This window comes from Kribbella sp. NPDC048837 (assembly GCF_055586945.1).
In genome coordinates, this window is record NZ_JBVJHF010000010.1 from 160695 (window position 1) to 175642 (window position 14948).

The 14948-nt window shown below is 69.3% G+C and carries 19 protein-coding genes; 3 read left to right on the forward strand and 16 right to left on the reverse strand.

The annotated features are described in order from the left end of the window. Positions 1-113 precede the first annotated feature (113 nt). The 13 genes from ACZ6O0_RS37940 to ACZ6O0_RS38000 form a co-directional block, all read right to left on the reverse strand. Positions 114-950, reverse strand: coding sequence for a DMT family protein (locus tag ACZ6O0_RS37940; protein ID WP_465769903.1), 837 nt, complete (start codon positions 948-950; stop codon positions 114-116). Continuing rightward, the gene (locus ACZ6O0_RS37945; RefSeq protein WP_465769904.1) at positions 951-1679 is read right to left on the reverse strand and encodes a CDP-alcohol phosphatidyltransferase family protein; all 729 of its coding nucleotides are present in this window, start codon (positions 1677-1679) and stop codon (positions 951-953) included. A 179-nt stretch (positions 1680-1858) separates the two neighbouring features. Next, positions 1859-2299, reverse strand: coding sequence for a nitroreductase family deazaflavin-dependent oxidoreductase (locus tag ACZ6O0_RS37950; protein ID WP_465769905.1), 441 nt, complete (start codon positions 2297-2299; stop codon positions 1859-1861). Positions 2300-2336: 37 nt separating this feature from the next. Next, positions 2337-2711, reverse strand: coding sequence for an ArsR/SmtB family transcription factor (locus tag ACZ6O0_RS37955; protein WP_465769906.1), 375 nt, complete (start codon positions 2709-2711; stop codon positions 2337-2339). Continuing rightward, positions 2708-3142 carry an SRPBCC domain-containing protein gene (locus ACZ6O0_RS37960; protein WP_465769907.1) on the reverse strand — a complete coding sequence of 145 codons (435 nt, stop codon included), beginning with the start codon at positions 3140-3142 and terminating at the stop codon, positions 2708-2710. The genes ACZ6O0_RS37955 and ACZ6O0_RS37960 overlap by 4 nt, the downstream gene beginning before the upstream one ends. Before the next feature lie 51 nt (positions 3143-3193). Further along, positions 3194-3652, reverse strand: a complete 459-nt coding sequence (locus ACZ6O0_RS37965) for a hypothetical protein (protein WP_465769908.1) — start codon at positions 3650-3652, stop codon at positions 3194-3196. An 11-nt stretch (positions 3653-3663) separates the two neighbouring features. Next, positions 3664-3912 carry a hypothetical protein gene (locus tag ACZ6O0_RS37970; RefSeq protein ID WP_465769909.1) on the reverse strand — a complete coding sequence of 83 codons (249 nt, stop codon included), beginning with the start codon at positions 3910-3912 and terminating at the stop codon, positions 3664-3666. Next, positions 3909-5060, reverse strand: coding sequence for a hypothetical protein (locus ACZ6O0_RS37975; protein WP_465769910.1), 1152 nt, complete (start codon positions 5058-5060; stop codon positions 3909-3911). Before ACZ6O0_RS37975 ends, ACZ6O0_RS37970 begins: the two co-directional genes overlap by 4 nt. A 119-nt stretch (positions 5061-5179) precedes the next feature. Beyond that, positions 5180-6277: a PP2C family protein-serine/threonine phosphatase gene (locus tag ACZ6O0_RS37980; protein ID WP_465769911.1), complete on the reverse strand. Its 1098-nt coding sequence runs from the start codon at positions 6275-6277 to the stop codon at positions 5180-5182. 63 nt (positions 6278-6340) lie between these two features. Then, the gene (locus ACZ6O0_RS37985) at positions 6341-7168 is read right to left on the reverse strand and encodes an Fpg/Nei family DNA glycosylase (RefSeq protein ID WP_465769912.1); all 828 of its coding nucleotides are present in this window, start codon (positions 7166-7168) and stop codon (positions 6341-6343) included. Between the two features lie 186 nt (positions 7169-7354). Further along, positions 7355-7822: a ribose-5-phosphate isomerase gene (locus ACZ6O0_RS37990; protein WP_465769913.1), complete on the reverse strand. Its 468-nt coding sequence runs from the start codon at positions 7820-7822 to the stop codon at positions 7355-7357. A gap of 20 nt (positions 7823-7842) precedes the next feature. Beyond that, positions 7843-8598 (reverse strand): serine hydrolase, encoded by a 756-nt coding sequence (locus ACZ6O0_RS37995; RefSeq protein ID WP_465769914.1) that lies wholly within the window; start codon positions 8596-8598, stop codon positions 7843-7845. 89 nt (positions 8599-8687) lie between these two features. Further along, positions 8688-9284: a mycothiol-dependent nitroreductase Rv2466c family protein gene (locus tag ACZ6O0_RS38000; protein WP_465769915.1), complete on the reverse strand. Its 597-nt coding sequence runs from the start codon at positions 9282-9284 to the stop codon at positions 8688-8690. A gap of 111 nt (positions 9285-9395) precedes the next feature. Between ACZ6O0_RS38000 and pepN the strand changes: the two genes are divergently transcribed. The 3 genes from pepN (at position 9396) to ACZ6O0_RS38015 (ending at position 13507) form a co-directional block, all read left to right on the forward strand. After that, complete coding sequence (gene pepN / locus ACZ6O0_RS38005) at positions 9396-11969, forward strand: aminopeptidase N (protein ID WP_465769916.1); 2574 nt, start codon at positions 9396-9398, stop codon at positions 11967-11969. A gap of 83 nt (positions 11970-12052) precedes the next feature. After that, positions 12053-12583 (forward strand): hypothetical protein, encoded by a 531-nt coding sequence (locus tag ACZ6O0_RS38010; protein WP_465769917.1) that lies wholly within the window; start codon positions 12053-12055, stop codon positions 12581-12583. 363 nt (positions 12584-12946) lie between these two features. Next, positions 12947-13507 carry a hypothetical protein gene (locus ACZ6O0_RS38015; RefSeq protein WP_465769918.1) on the forward strand — a complete coding sequence of 187 codons (561 nt, stop codon included), beginning with the start codon at positions 12947-12949 and terminating at the stop codon, positions 13505-13507. Here the strand turns inward: ACZ6O0_RS38015 and ACZ6O0_RS38020 are convergent. Genes ACZ6O0_RS38020 through ctaJ form a run of 3 tightly spaced genes read right to left on the reverse strand, consistent with a single transcriptional unit; the run spans position 13483 to position 14742 of the window. After that, complete coding sequence (locus tag ACZ6O0_RS38020) at positions 13483-14079, reverse strand: GNAT family N-acetyltransferase (protein ID WP_465769919.1); 597 nt, start codon at positions 14077-14079, stop codon at positions 13483-13485. The genes ACZ6O0_RS38015 and ACZ6O0_RS38020 overlap by 25 nt on opposite strands. Beyond that, positions 14076-14474, reverse strand: a complete 399-nt coding sequence (locus tag ACZ6O0_RS38025; RefSeq protein WP_465769920.1) for a DUF5130 family protein — start codon at positions 14472-14474, stop codon at positions 14076-14078. The genes ACZ6O0_RS38020 and ACZ6O0_RS38025 overlap by 4 nt, the downstream gene beginning before the upstream one ends. Then, entirely contained in the window at positions 14461-14742 is a 282-nt protein-coding gene (gene ctaJ, locus ACZ6O0_RS38030) for an aa3-type cytochrome oxidase subunit CtaJ (RefSeq protein WP_465769921.1), read from the reverse strand. The genes ACZ6O0_RS38025 and ctaJ overlap by 14 nt, the downstream gene beginning before the upstream one ends. Between the last annotated feature and the right edge of the window lie 206 nt (positions 14743-14948).

Consider the following 14948-nt stretch of genomic DNA (forward strand, 5'->3'; position numbering starts at 1 on the left):
CGAAGGAGTCCGCGACGCGTGCGGCAGCACGCACAACCAAGGGCGGGTGGGAGCGGGCGGCGCAGCACGTGACGGAGGACTGCGCTTAGCGGCGCGGGGGCGGACCGCGGGATCTACGACTTGACGGACTCGAAGCGGACCAGGATGACGGAGCCGGTGGCGGAGAGGAGGAAGCCGGCGATTGCGGCGGGCCACCAGCCGGGGCGGACGGCGTCATCGAGGACGAAGACGCCGACGGCGGCGGGGGTGATGGTTTGGAGGGCGATCATCGGGGTGGTTGCCAGTGTCACCGAGCCGCGTTGCAGGGCCAGCGAGTAGAGGAGGAACGCGAGGGCGCCGCTGATCGGGAGCGTGTACGTCGTGGGGCTGCGGAGGAGCTCGCCGATCGAGCCGTCCTGGAGCAATCGCGCCGAGATCGCGACCCCGGCGTACCCGAGGCCGGCGAGGAGGCCGAGGACGGCTGTGGAGACGCCGTGCTGGGAGCGGCTCGCGAGGGCACCGAGGACGGCGATCGCAACGAGGCCGACGATGATGCCGATGGTCAGGCCGTGGTGCTGGGCGCTGTCCCCGGCGTTGCCGGCCGACACCGCGAGCAGGCCGAGGCCGACGCAGACCGCGATCACCGCCGACCATTCGAGCGCGCTGAGCCGGTCAGACATCAGCCGGGTGGCGAGCAGTGCGGTCACGACCAGGCTGGCCGCGATGCCGGCCTGGGCGAGGTACAGCGGAAGGAGGCGCAAGGCAACGAAGTGCAGTGCGAAACCGGCCAGGTTCAGCACCAGGGCACCGAGGAACGCGGGCTGCTTGAGCAGCGCGACCACGAACCCGCCGAGCCGTCGCGGGTCCAGCTCGGACTCGGTCGGGACCTCGCGTGAACCGACCGCCTGCAGGATCGAGGCGACACCGAAGAGCACCGCGGCACCGAGTGCCGCGCCGAGACCGAGGACCACTCAGCCGGCCTTGCGCCGAGGTGCCACGAAGGTGAGGTACAGGCTGAGGACCGCGTAGTACAGCAGGTACGACAGCGAGACCGCGACGACGATCGAGCTCGGGTCGGGCATCTGCGCCAGGAGTACGGCGTACGCCGCGAGCCAGACCGCGGTCGTGATCAGGTTCAGCGACCGGAACACCTTGGTCCGGGACGGGTAGATGTACTTCACCGGGATGAAGACGAGCACCGAGCAGACCACCAGGATCACGCCCGTCGTGACCGGGCTGAGGCCGAGGACGACCACGTAGAACGCGACCACGTTCCAGTAGCTCGGAAACCCGAGGAAGAAGTGGTCGTCGGTCTTCGCGTCGACCCGGCAGAACTGGTAGCTGGAGGCAAGCAACGGCAGCGCCGCGAGCACCGCGCCCCAGGCGCCGTTGGGCAGGTAGTCACCGGTCCAGAGCAGCACGATCGGGGCGAACGCGTAGGTGAGGTAGTCGACGATGTTGTCGAGCATCGCGCCGTCGAACCACGGGATCGTCTCCTTCACCCGCAGCCGGCGGGCGAGCATCCCGTCGGTCCCGTCGATCACCAGGGCCGCCAGGCCGAGCCAGAGGGCCCGGACGGCGTCGCCGTCGATGGCGGCGATGACGATCAGCAGCGCGAGCACCGTTCCGCTCGCGGTATAGGCATGCAGTGCCAGTCCGGCCAGACGCAACCGCGTCGACCCGACGAACGGTTCCTGCACCGCGTCGTGTGTGGTCAGGACGACTCCCAGAACTCTGTCGACGCAGCGCGCCGGGCCGGAACCATTCGACCCGGCCGTCGCCAGCGTCTCACAGGCCCGGGCCCGACCCGGTGACCGGTCGTCGTCCCACGCCGGATCTGTGCGCGGACTTAACAGGCCCGCGCACGCCGGTGGATCGGCTACTTGATCGGGTCGAGCACGAACAGCGGGATCTTCCGGGTGGTCTTGGTCTGGTACTCGGCGTACGGCGGGTAGGCGGCGACCGACCGGGTCCACCACTCGTCGTACTCCGCGCCCTCGATCTCGCGGGCGACGTACTCCTTGGTGACCTCACCGTCCTGGAGGGTGAGCTTCGGGTCGGCCTTGAGGTTGTAGTACCAGACGGGGTTCTTCGGGGCGCCACCGAGCGACGCGACAGCGGCGTACACACCGTTGTGCTCGACGCGCATCAACGGGACCTTCCGGATCTTGCCGGACTTGGCGCCGCGCATGGTCAGCAGCACCACCTTGAGGCCCATGATGTCGACCGCCTCGGTGGTCCCGGCCTCGGTGACCTTGTCCACCTGGTTCCGGACCCAGTCGGTCGGGCTCGGCGCGTACTCGTCGTTGTTCGATGTCATATCAGCAATGGTAATGGTGACGCGTCATCAACAACAGTCAGCGCATGTCGCGGTCCTCGTCCGCCGGCTCCGAAGGGCGCCTGAGCATCGCTTCGACAGGGCCTGTCTCGGCGAGCTCGGTGATAACAGCCAGGCGGCGGTCCCATTGGGCTGCCACGTCGGCCATCCACGCCGCGGTGGCGGTCAGCGCCGTAGGGCGCAGCTCGAAGCGTACTTCGCGCCCCTCACGACGACTCTCGACCAAGCCGGCATCACGCAGTACGGCGAGATGCTGCACGACGGCCTGCCGGGTCACCGGGAGGTCGCTCGCCAGCGACGTCGCCGTCCGCCCACCACCGGTCGCCAGCAACTCCACCACGACCCGCCGGGTCGGATCCCCCAGCGCCTCGAGCACCACGTCGACAGTCGTCACAGCGTAGGCGCCAACTCCGTCAGGGCCGCGAGCCCACCGTCCCACCCCTGCGCGGATTCCTCGGCCCGCTTCGCCTGCTCCTCCGGCGACACGTCCAACCGCTCGAACCCGGACTCCACCACCCGCAACCGCGTGCCCTCGCCCTCCGGAGTCAGCGTGAACTCCACGAGATTCGAGTTCCCCGGCACAGGCTCGACATCCGGGTCGACGGCGTACCGATAGGCGAACCGCCGCCCCGGCTCGACCTTCTCCACGAAGCCGCGATACTCGCCGTGCTCATCCCAGCGCATCACCAGCCGCCCACCCGGCCGCAGGTCGAGCTCCACCCCACCGAACGCATACCAGCGGGCGAACGCCTCGGGCTGCGTCACTGCGGCCCAGACCACCTCCGGCCGCGCGTCGACATACACCTCACGCTCCACGCTCTCCATACCCACCACCCTGGCACGCCGGAGCGCGATGTGCAAGTCGCCACTTGCACATTAGGGAACGCAGGATTGGAGCTGGGTCGCGGTCGCGATGGTGGCCTCGATCCAGCGGCGGCGGAGGAAGTGGGCCTTGAGCAAACGGTGGACGCCGTCGAGGACGACCAGACGGCCGCGGTAGGCGACCAGGTTGATCGGGTGGTCGAGGTCGGCGTCCATCACCCGCTGGTAGTGGGCGCGGAAGTTCATCGGCGTCTCGGCGACCTGGTTCGGGGTGACCTTGAAGCGTTCGCCGTCCAGCTGCCACAGCGGCAGGTCGAAGAGCCAGACCAGGTCCGCGATCTCGACCGGTTCGACCTTGAGGTCGAGCGCCCACAGCTTCTGCAGCTGCCACCGGTCCGGCGGGAACACGTCCCGGATCTCGTCCGGCATCATCGCGACCAGTTCCTCGAACGACACCTCCGGATACCCCTCGGCAGCCGCGAGAGAGTCCCCCAGTCCATCGATCGTCGTCACGAGCGAGGAGACTACGCCACCGGCAGGGCGACGACGACCACGTTGCCGAGGTACATCTGACCAGTCCTCACAGGTGACCCGCCGTACTGCAGGTAGGCGCCGGCGGAGATGACGCACACGCCGCAGAGCGCGACCGCCCCACCCACCGCGGTGGGGCCGGGTGGCCACGAGGTTGGCTCACGTCGGATGCTGTGCCGGGCGCGAGGTCGGAGCGCGGCGACCGCTCGGACGGAGTCGAGCGGGTCGCCGGCTCGGGTCACCTGGTGTGTCGTCCACGGCGTCGGAGGGATGCGGTGGCGCCACCGGTCAGCATCATTCCGCCGAAGGTCATCAGAATCGCCCCCGACCGGTTGGGCTCTTGGCCGGACCGATCGTTCCCGGCTGCGGTGGTTGCCGCATCGGCGAGACCGGCGTCCACCACGGTCGGTACGCCGGCCGGCGACGTCCGCCGAGTAGCTGTCGGAGTCGTCACAGGAACCGTGGACGACGTGGTCGGCGGCTTGGTAGGCGGCGACGTCGGAGGTGTCGTCGGCGAGGTGGTGGGCGGCGTCGTGGGAGGTGTCGTGGGCGGGGTGGTCGGCGGCGACGTGGGCGGGGTCGTCGGCGGCGTCGTAGGCGGAGTGGTCGGCGGCGTCGTGGGCGGGGTCGTCGGCGGCGTGGTCGGCGGTGTCGTCGGCGGGGTCGTCGGCGGGGTGGTGGGAGGCGTGGTCGGCGGGGTCGTCGGCGGGGTGGTGGGAGGCGTGGTGGGCGGGGTCGTCGGCGGCGTGGTCGGCGGGGTCGTCGGCGGGGTGGTGGGAGGCGTGGTGGGCGGGGTCGTCGGCGGCGTGGTCGGCGGGGTCGTCGGCGGGGTGGTCGGCGGTGTCGTCGGTGGAGTCGTGGGTGGGGCGTCGCAGCCTTCTACCCAGAAGACCTTGTGTTTGACGTCGGCGCCCTGGGAGTACGGCGCGTGGACGGTGATCTTCACGTGGTAGCCCTGCTGTGGTTGCGGCTGACCGGTGAACGCCAGCGTGTACGTCACCTTGGCGTCCAGGTCGTTGCCGCCGCCGGCGGGGTCCGCGCCGATGAACGGGTTCAGGTCACCCGAGACGACCTGCAGCCCGCCGTCCGCGGTCGGTGGCTGGTCCTCGAAGATCACCTGCGCGTTGTACGGGCCCTGGTCGTAGTTGTAGAACTCGACCGTGAACGTGCACCCCTGATGCGGGTTGTTGTCGGGCGGACCGCTGCCGATGTCCACGCCCTCGATCTTGATGGTGCCGTTGTTCCCCGCTGGGGCCGCCATCGCGGCGCCCGCCGTACCGGTGTCGGCAACGGGCCGCAGGACCAGCGCCGCCGCTCCGATCAGGACCATCAACGCTCCGGCCGCGACGACCGCACCCGCGACCCGCGGACGCAACCCTGTGACGCCCATACCCGTCCCCCTGTCTGACAATGTGTGTCATCACCTGGGCGGACGTCTCATCTGCAGTATGGGCCTTTCGTTGCCTCAGTCAACAACCTCGGCTCGTCGGGAGCGCTGACAACGTGAGACTAACCGTGGGCCATGCGGTGGATCACGACGATGGCGGAGTCGTCGCCGGGGCCGCCGGCCAAGGCGACGAGTTCGGCGGCGCCGCCCTCGAAGCCGTGTGCGACCAGGCGTTCGGCGTGCCCGACGAGCCGGTCGGTGCCACGGCCGATGTCGCGGCGCGGCGTCTCGACCATGCCGTCGCTGTAGAGGAAGAGCGCGTCGCCGAGCTTGAGCTGCCCGTGGTTCACCTCGAACTCCGGTGCCTCCACCAGCCCGAGCAACGGCCCGTCGGTGTCCCGCGTCTGCCACCGCCCCGACCAGGCGTCGAAGTGGATCGCCGGCGGATGCCCGGCCGTGCGTACGTCGAACTCCCCGGTCTGCAGGTCGATCGCGAGATGGACGACCGTCGCGAAGTCGTCGTCCCAGTCCTGCCGGCGCAGATAGCGGTTCGCCGACGGCAGGAAGTCCTCGGCCGGTACGACGCCGAGCAGTCCGCCGAACGCACCCGACAACAGCAGCGCCCGGGTCCCGGCGTCGATTCCCTTGCCCGAGACATCGACCAGGGCGACTTCGAGTACGTCGTCGCGCGTCGTCGACACCACGAAGTCACCGGAGAACGTCGAACCCCCGGCGGACTGGATCGCCACCTCGGCCCGCCACCCGGCCGGCAGCGTCGGCAACTCACCTTGCGCGGTGAGCGTGTCGCGCAACTCCATCAGCATCGACTCGCCGCGGGTCCCCGGCACCCCGAGCCGGCTGCGCACCTTCGCGCTGGTGATGACGATCCACCCGACCAGACCGAGCACCAGGATGAACCCGGCCTTCGGTGACGTCGAAGGCCGGGACGCGATCACGAAAGCACCGACCGTCAGGGTGACCAGCGTCTGTACGAGCAACTGGCGGAAGTGCAGCAGCATCCCGCCCAGCAGCAGCGGGACCACCAGCAACGACGCCGGGACCTCCTGAGGCCAGGCCAGACTGCTGACGGCGACCAGCACCGACATCGCCAGCAGGGCTGCGAACGTCAGCTGATGCGATCGGCGGGCGCGCCGCACCACGGCGACGGTCCGGCGGCCGACCCGTCGTCGTACTCCAGCGAGACTGCCGCTCCAGTTCATGGTGTGAAGAAGATAACGGCACTCCTCGGTCCGTGCATCCAGCCGTAACACAACTGATGACTCTCAGCTCTTGCGAGTGAGTCCGGTCCGTTGGCACTTCGGGCACCAGAACAAGTTGCGCCCGGCCAGGATCTCGGTCCGGATCACCGAGTGGCAGACGTGACACCGCTGCCCTTGCCGCCGGTACACGTACACCTCGCCACCATGATCGTCGCGGCGCGGGTCACGCCCCATCGCCTCAGGGGTGTGGTCGTCGGCGACGGTGTCGATCCGGCCGGTCTCGACGCCGTACTTCATCAGCTCGAGCAGGTCGTCCCACATGCCTTGCCATTCGCGCTTCCTGACCAGGTTGCCGTGGGTCATCGGATGCAGCTTCGCCCGGAACAGCACCTCGGCGCGATAGACGTTGCCGACACCACTCAGGACCTCTTGGTTCATCAGCAACTGGCCGATCGGCAGCTTGCTGCGATGGATCCGCTTCCACGCCAGCTCGGGATCCGCGTCGTCGCGCAACGGGTCCGGTCCGAGCCGGGCGATCAGCGTCTCGCGTTCGCCGTCGGTCAGCACCTCGCACACGGTCGCTCCGCGCAGATCGGCGTACGACGTCGCGTTCTGGAGGCGGAGGCGGACCTGGCCGACCGGTTCGGGGACCGGTGCGGCTTGGATGTCCATCTTGCCGATCAGGCCGAGGTGGATGTGCAGCCAGCCCGCACCCTCGAAGTCGGCGAGGAAGTGCTTGCCGTGGGCCTCGGTCTGGCGCAGCACGTGCCCGTTCAGCAGCGCGGCACCCTCGACGAACCGGAGCTGCGGGCTGTACGCCTGGACCGGGCGGCCGCCGAACGCATCCCAGACATCGTTCGCCAGCCGGTGCAGGGTGTGACCTTCAGGCATGATTCCTCATATGGGGACGACAAGTGGTTCCAAGGGCCGGAGTGGTCCGCCCACTCCGGCGGTAGTCGGTACCGGCCGGTCGATGCGCGCCCGCGACGTGTCCCGCCCGCGCCAGCCGGTCAATCGCCGTCCGACGGCGTCGAGCGACCAGACCGGCAAGAACGACCAGACCGACAAGTCAGACCGTCAGGAGACCGGCGGGAGCTCGCCGGTCGACTCGTAGGCCGACAGCATGTCGATCCGGCGGGTGTGACGCTCCTCGCCGGAGTAGTCGGTCGCCAGGAACGTGTCGACGAATCCGGCCGCCTCCTCCTCGGAGTGCATCCGCGCGCCGACACTGATCACGTTGGCGTTGTTGTGCTCGCGGCCGAGCCGTGCGGTGTCGGTGCTCCAGGCCAGGATCGCCCGGACCCCCTTCACCTTGTTGGCGGCGATCTGCTCGCCGTTGCCGGAGCCACCGATCACGACGCCGAGGCTGCCCGGCTCCCCGGCCACTGCCTCGCCGGTCCGCAGGCAGTACGGCGGGTAGTCGTCGACCGCGTCGTACACGGCCGGGCCGTGGTCGACGACGTCGTGCCCGGCGGTTGTCAGGTGCTGGACCACGTAGTTCTTCAGTTCGAAGCCGGCGTGGTCGGAGCCGATGTGCACTCGCATGGCGAGAAGTCTCGCATCTCCTACCGGCGGTCCGGCACGCCGGGCACGGTCAGCCCGGAGGTCAGCCGGGTGACCTCCGCGTAGGCCTTCTCGTACTCCGTTCCCGGCGGATGCAGCGTGAACACGGCCACGATGGCCCGGTCGTCCGGCCCGACGGTCCCGGTGGTGTGGAGTGCGTCGCTGACCAGGTCCACCAGGGACTCCGGCTTGGCCCGGTCCGTCCGGTAGCCACTGGACCCGTGGAACCCGGACCAGCCCTGTTTGATGCTGAACTCCGGCTCGAAGACCGATGCGATCCCGAAGTACTGGTCGAAGCCGTCGGTGCCGTGGCGGGTCGGCCGGTGCAGCAGATCCATCACGTACTTGCGCACCGGCAACGGAGCACGGTCCAGGATGTATCGATAGATCCGGACCGTGTCGGCAGCCGTGATGGCGACGTACCCCCAGAAGCCCGGATGGGTGGCGGGCGGCCCGGCCGTGTGGGTCAGGCCGAGCCGAGTCACCATCCGGTCGACGATCGCCGCGCCACCGAGGTGATCCCAGTAGTAGCTCGCGGCATCGTCGTCACTGCTGCGCAGCATCACCTCGAGCCGGCTCCGGTCCCCCGGCGGTACGTCGTACGCCGGACCGCGGTCCCACAGGAAGTCGAGGACGATCAGCAGCTTCACCACGGACGCCGACCGGAACCGATGATCGGCGTTGACCTGCTGGACGAACTGCCCGGTCTGACGGTCGAACACGGCGATGCCGACGGGCAGTTCATCACGCAGGGTCATCTGGGACCTACTCACCACTCGACGAAGTTCTCGGTGGGCAACTTTCACCGACCGGTGTGGGCGAATTCAAGCCTGAATCACCGGCCGAATCAGTCGAAGACCGGCCCGCGGTCCCGGGTCCGCTTGATCTCGAAGAAGCCCTCGGTGCCGGCGACCAGGCGGACGCCGTCCCAGAGCTTGCCGGCCGCCTCGCCCTTCGGCGCGGGCGTCACCACCGGCCCGAAGAACGCCGTGCCCTCGACCGCGATGACCGGCGTACCGACCTCCATGCCAACCAGGTCCATGCCGGCGTGGTGGGACTTCTTCAGCGCGTCGTCGTACCGATCGGTGCCGGCGGCCTCGAGCAGCGAGGCGGGCAGGCCGACCTCTTCGAGCGCCTCGGCCAGCACGGCGTCGTCCTTGCCGCCACGACCCTCGTTGTGGATCCGGCGTCCCAGGGCGGTGTAGAGCGGCAGGAGTACTTCGTTGCCGTGCGCCTGCTCGGCGGCGATCAGCACCCGGACGCGACCTAGCAGGCGGTCCCAGTTTTCGTCATGCTCGATGCGGTCTTCGTTCAGGACAGCCAGGCTCATCACGTGCCAGGTCGTCTTCACATCTCTCACCTGCTCGACCTCGAGCATCCAGCGAGAGGTCATCCAGGCCCAGGGGCAGGCCGGGTCGAACCAGAAATCGGCAGAGGCAGTCATATTCCCCATCATACAAAGTTGAAGAATCGTAGATACCGGCTTGGTATCCAATACCCAATGTCGCGGGGAAACCCTCAGCCAAGCCGACAGCCAGGTGCATAGGATGCCGACATGCCTGGAACCAACCTCACGCGCGACGAGGCGCGTACCCGTGCCGGCGTGGTCAGCGACGTCAGCTACACCATCGAGCTGGACCTGACCAACGCCCCGAGCGGCGCCCCGACGTTCCCGTCGGTGACCACCATCACCTTCGCGGCGGAGGCCGGCGCGAGCACGTTCGCCGACCTGATCGCCGGCAAGCTCCGCTCGGCGACGCTGAACGGCGTGGCGCTGGATCCGGACACGGCGTACGACGGCGCCCGCATCCAGCTGGACGGGCTGGCCGAACGCAACGAGCTGACGGTGGTCGCCGACTGCCTGTACTCGCGCACCGGTGAAGGGCTGCACCGCTCGGTCGACCCGGCCGACAAGGAGACCTACCTCTACACGCAGTTCGAGGTGCCGGACGCCCGCCGGGTGTTCGCCACCTTCGAGCAGCCGAACCTCAAGGCCCCCTTCACCTTCACCGTCTCCGCACCGGCCCGCTGGGTCGTCATCTCGAACGCTCCGACCCCGGAGCCCACGCCGTACCAGGGTGCGAACGGTGAGGAGCTGGCCCGGTGGGAGTTCCCGCCGACCGAGCGGATCTCGACGTACATCACCGCTGTGGTGGCCGGGCCGTACCACGTGGTCACCGACACCTACGAAGGGGCGCACGGGACGTACCCGATGTCGCTGCTGTGCCGTCCTTCGCTCAAGGAAGCGCTGGACATCGACGACCTGTTCGAGGTCACCAAGCAGGGCTTCGAGCTGTTCGAGCGGGCCTTCGGTACGCCGTACCCGTTCCACAAGTACGACCAGGCGTTCGTGCCGGAGTACAACATGGGCGCGATGGAGAACGCGGGCTGCGTGACGCTCCGGGACGAGTACCTGTTCCGCAGCCGGACCACGCACGCGGAGATGGAAGCCCGCGCCAACACCGTGCTGCACGAGCTGGCGCACATGTGGTTCGGCGACCTGGTCACGATGACCTGGTGGGACGACCTGTGGCTGAACGAGTCGTTCGCCGAGTGGGCAAGCCACTGGGCGCAGGTGGTCGCGACGACCAAGTACGCCGGTGCCTGGACGACGTTCTGCAACGCCCGGAAGAACTGGGCCTACCGGCAGGACCAGCTGCCCTCGACGCACCCGATCGCGGCCGACATGGTCGACTTCCACGCGGTCGAGGTGAACTTCGACGGCATCACCTACGCCAAGGGCGCGTCCGCGCTGCGGCAACTGGTCGCGTTCGTCGGTGAGGACACCTTCATCAAGGCGCTGAAGGAATACTTCGCCGACCACGCGTTCGGGAACACCGAGCTGGCCGACCTGCTCAAGCCGCTGGAGAAGGCGTCCGGCCGCGACCTGGACGACTGGACCGAGCGCTGGCTCCGGACCGCCGGTGTCAACACACTGCGGGCCGACTTCGCCGTCGACTCCTCCGGTGCGTTCACCTCGTTCGCCATCGAGCAGACCGCGACCGAGAAGTTCCCGGTGCTGCGGCCGCACCGGCTGGCGGTCGGCCTCTACCGCCGGACCGACGCCGGCCTGGTCCGGACCGAGCGCTTCGAGGTGGACATCGACGGGCCGCGGACCGAGCTGCCCGAGCTCACCGGTGCCTCCCAGCCGGACCTGGTGCTGCTGAACGACGACGACCTCACCTACGCCAAGATCCGGCTCGACGAGCGCTCCCGGGCGACCCTGGTCGAGTCGATCGACCAGCTGACCGAATCGCTGCCCAGGGCGCTGGCCTGGGGCGCGGCCTGGGACATGACCCGGGACGCCGAGATGCCGGCCAGCCAGTACGTCGGCATCGTGCTGCGCGGGATCCGGGCCGAGACCGACCTCACCGGCGTCCGGTCCCTGCTCGCGCAGGCGACCAGCGCGATCAATCTGTACTCCGCCCGGGCGAACCAGCCGGTGTTGCGGGCGCAGTTCGAGGAGGCGGTGGCGGGCCTGCTCGCCGACGCCGAGCCGGGCAGTGACCACCAGCTCGCCTTCGCCCGCGCGTACAGCTCGGCGGTCTTCTCCGACGCCGGCGCGGACCGGCTGGCGGGGTGGCTGGACGGCCGCGACCTGCCGTCCGGCCTGGTCGTCGACACCGACCTGCGCTGGACGCTGATCGTGGCGCTCGCGCGACTCGGCCGGATCGGCGCGGACGAGATCGACGACGAGCTGACCCGCGACACCACCATGACCGGACAGGAACGAGCCGCCCAGGCCCGCGCCGCCCGGCCGACCGCCGAGGCCAAGGCGGACGCCTGGCGGATCGCGGTGGAGTCCGAGGACACCCCGAACGAGACGCAGTTCCGGACCATCCTCGGCTTCCAGCAGCCGGGCCAGGAGGACCTGCTGCGGCCGTACGTCGGGAAGTACCTGAGCGCGGCCAAGGACGTGTACACCCGGCTCGGCTCGTCGATGGGCGAGAACGTGCTGGTCTACCTGTCGCCGCGCCACCTCGCGGACCAGGACGCACTCGACGCCCTGACCGAGTGGCTGGCGGCGGAGTCCGCGTCGGTCGACGCTCCCACCCTCCGCTACGTCACCGAGGCACAGGCCGACCTGACCCGGGCGATCGCCGCTCAGGCACAGGACATCGTCGCCTGAGCTCTACCTCGACCACTGCCGGTCTCCGCCGCGGCTGAGACCGGCAGTGTCGTATTGGACCCCGGTGCGGTAAGACTGGGTCGGTGCCTGCCTCTGATCCCGCCTTGGCTGGTGCGGCAGCTGTTGCGCTGACCGGACTGGCAGAGGCCTACCGTCCCCGACCGGTGACTCCGCTGATGCCGTGGCGCTATGCACATCGCCTGGTGAAGCCGTACGTCATCACCGCCCGCGGACGGCACTGGGACGACCAGATGGTCGAGGCCGCCCAGGCCACGGCGACCCGTCAGCTCGAGTTCGACGACGCGATGGGGTCTCTTGGCCTGGCCGTCGTCGTACTGCACCTGGGCGAGGACGCCATCTATCTGGTCGTGCAGAGCTGGGCGAAGGACTTCCAGTCCCGGCTCAGCATCTTCAGCGGGATGGACGTCGACGACCTGCGCCCTGCGCCGATCGGTGCGGCCCCCTGCGTGTGGGAGCAAGAGGTGCTCAGCCACGAGCGCGCGTCGTACGTGCGGCACATCCTCAGCTCCGGGGTCGACGTCGACGCCTGGCTGGATGACGCCCTGGACACCAGGCCCAGCCCCAAGTACGACGGGATCCCGTCGGGCACCTGACCGTGACGGCGCGAACGCTGCCGGTAAGGGTCAAACGATTGTTCTTCGGCACATCGTGATGGCCTGGCTGCGGGCGGCAATTCCCTTGCGGTAAAAGAGATTCTCCCCACCTGAGAGAGGCTCACTTATTCGGTCGTTCGGTTTAAGCTGCCCTCGGAATATCCATCCAAGGGAATCCGGGGAGGGGCCCTTGCCGTGACGCCCGTCGATCACCGTAAACCGCCCACCCGGGCCGCTCGGAGACAACCGAAGACTCCCGCCAGGCAGTCCCCCGCCGGACCGCCGGCCGCGCGACGCAGCGATCCCCCGCCGCGGCGACCGCGCAAGGCCCAGCGTTCGCACAGCACGATCGGTGCGGCGATCGTGGCCGCGGCCGCGCTGGTCGCGGTGTTCGCGTTCATCCTGACGAAAGGGTCGTCCACGCCGGACGAATCCGGGGACGGCTTGCGGCTGGGCGTCGTACCGGATGGCGGGGCTGCGGCGCCGGCCGCGCCGCTGGCGACCGCGGACGGGAACACCACCAAGGCGGATCGCAACCCGTCGGCGGCGAAGACGGCTCCCAAGGCGGTGAAGACCACCCCGCCGGTGGACACCGGGCCCGCGTCGCCGGTGTTCAAGCGTGGGCAGTGGATCGCGGTGCTGGACAAGTACCCGACCGACGTCGGCATGGATGCCGACCAGTTGGCCAAGAACGCCGCGATCAAGCTGATCAAGGCCGGCGTACCGGCCAAGGCGATGCTGGTTGACGGCCAGTATCCGGGCCTGGCGAACAGCTCGATGGAGCCGATCACCGACACCTGGGTGATCTACCTCGGTCCCGGCAAGTCGTCGGAGCAGATGCTCGACCTGTGCTCGGCACCCCAGACACAGCGCGCCTACCCGGGCTCGGCCTGCCCGACCTACGAGCCGGCGGTCGCTTCCTGAGGCTGACCGACGCTATCGGTCGCCAGCCGCGCGTGCAGGTGTGAGTCGTGCCGTTCGCCGGTCGGCTCGACGTAGTAGTCGCGCATGGTGCCCTCGAGCTGGAAACCAGCCCGCTGTGCGACACGGCATGAGCCCTCGTTGACCAGTGCGTGGTCCAGAGACAAGCGGTGCAGCCGGAGGCCCTCCGGTGCGAAGGCCCAGCGGGCTGCCGCGTCCAGTGCTCGGGCTGCGAGCCTACGGCCGCGGGCGGCCGGGCTGACCCAGTACGCGACGACCGCCTGGTCCGGAACCCGGTTCACGTCCCGGACCGACACACTGGCGAGCACATAGTCGGTTGCGGCGTCGGCGACCGCGAAGACCGCGCTACCACGGGTCCAGCCGTCGATGCGCGGCTCCAGCCACCTCCGGGCGCGCTGGTCCGCGGGTGTGCGGATGATCGCCGTACCCGCGGTCCAGCGGAGGATGTCCGGGTTCCGCAACGCTTCGGCCACCGCAGCCTCGTCCGACGCCACGAACGGACGCAGTACGACGTCGTCCAGCTCGATGCGGTGCGGCTGCAGAGCCTGGGTCACTGCTGGTGCGGTTCGTTCGCGTGCAGCAGCGGCGGCTGGTGCGCGTGCTCGCCCAGTTGCTGTACGCCGGTGACCAGGCCGCCGGTGAGGTCACCGGCGGCGAACGACGTCTGCATGGCCAGCGCGGCCAGACCGGCCGAGGTGTCCGAGAGCTGCCGCCTGGCCAGGGAGCCGGTGACGATCTCGAGCCGGCGGCCGGCCGGGTCGACGTACACCAGGACGCTGTGGTCCGGGTCGTCCAGCTCGTTCAGCAGCTCCAGGGCGAACGGACGGGTCTCCTCGTCCGCGCCACCGACGTACACGGAGAAGTGCAGGCCGGAGACCTCTTCGGCGTGCCGGACCGCCCGCTCGATGTCGTAGAGCTGGTCCGGGGTGAATGCGTCACCAGCTGGCACTTGCGCCTCCGGTCGTACGGGCGACGCCGGCGCCGGCGGTCGCGGTGGTCCCGGGCGCGCCGGGCAGCTCGGGCAGGTGGGCCGGGTCGGGCTTGGTCGCGGTCGGCCCGTTGATCCAGACCGGCGGAGCCCACCAGGACAGCCCCGGACGGTACCGCGGCCCCTGCGCGATGGACGACGCGAACACGAGCAGCGCCAGCACCGCGACAACCAAAGCGGGAATGCCGACGAACACCAACAACTCGTGGCCGGAAACTTCAGTGATCACACCCCGAAGCCTAGTACTCCCCGGTCCACAGCTCTCCCACGGCCTCACCCACACGTCCAACAGACAGCCGGCCGCACAGCGCTGCACGCTGTGCGGCCGGCGCAATACGAGCGGAGCCACCGCGGCTCCTCCCACAGCGCAGCCCGAAGCGCTGCTCCAACTGCTCACCGCGCGGAGCGCGATGGTTGTCGGCAGCCCGCGCGGCG

Bases quoted from the DNA above. Each gene is read 5' to 3' on its own strand.
- ACZ6O0_RS37960 (WP_465769907.1), bottom strand. From the start codon at position 3,142: ATGGAGAGCGTGGAGCGTGAGGTGTATGTCGACGCGCGGCCGGAGGTG.
- ACZ6O0_RS37980 (WP_465769911.1), bottom strand. From the start codon at position 6,277: ATGAACTGGAGCGGCAGTCTCGCTGGAGTACGACGACGGGTCGGCCGC.
- ACZ6O0_RS38000 (WP_465769915.1), bottom strand. From the start codon at position 9,284: ATGACTGCCTCTGCCGATTTCTGGTTCGACCCGGCCTGCCCCTGGGCC.
- pepN (WP_465769916.1), top strand. From the start codon at position 9,396: ATGCCTGGAACCAACCTCACGCGCGACGAGGCGCGTACCCGTGCCGGC.
- ACZ6O0_RS37995 (WP_465769914.1), bottom strand. From the start codon at position 8,598: ATGACCCTGCGTGATGAACTGCCCGTCGGCATCGCCGTGTTCGACCGT.
- ACZ6O0_RS37950 (WP_465769905.1), bottom strand. From the start codon at position 2,299: ATGACATCGAACAACGACGAGTACGCGCCGAGCCCGACCGACTGGGTC.
- ACZ6O0_RS37990 (WP_465769913.1), bottom strand. From the start codon at position 7,822: ATGCGAGTGCACATCGGCTCCGACCACGCCGGCTTCGAACTGAAGAAC.
- ACZ6O0_RS37985 (WP_465769912.1), bottom strand. From the start codon at position 7,168: ATGCCTGAAGGTCACACCCTGCACCGGCTGGCGAACGATGTCTGGGAT.
- ACZ6O0_RS37975 (WP_465769910.1), bottom strand. From the start codon at position 5,060: ATGGGCGTCACAGGGTTGCGTCCGCGGGTCGCGGGTGCGGTCGTCGCG.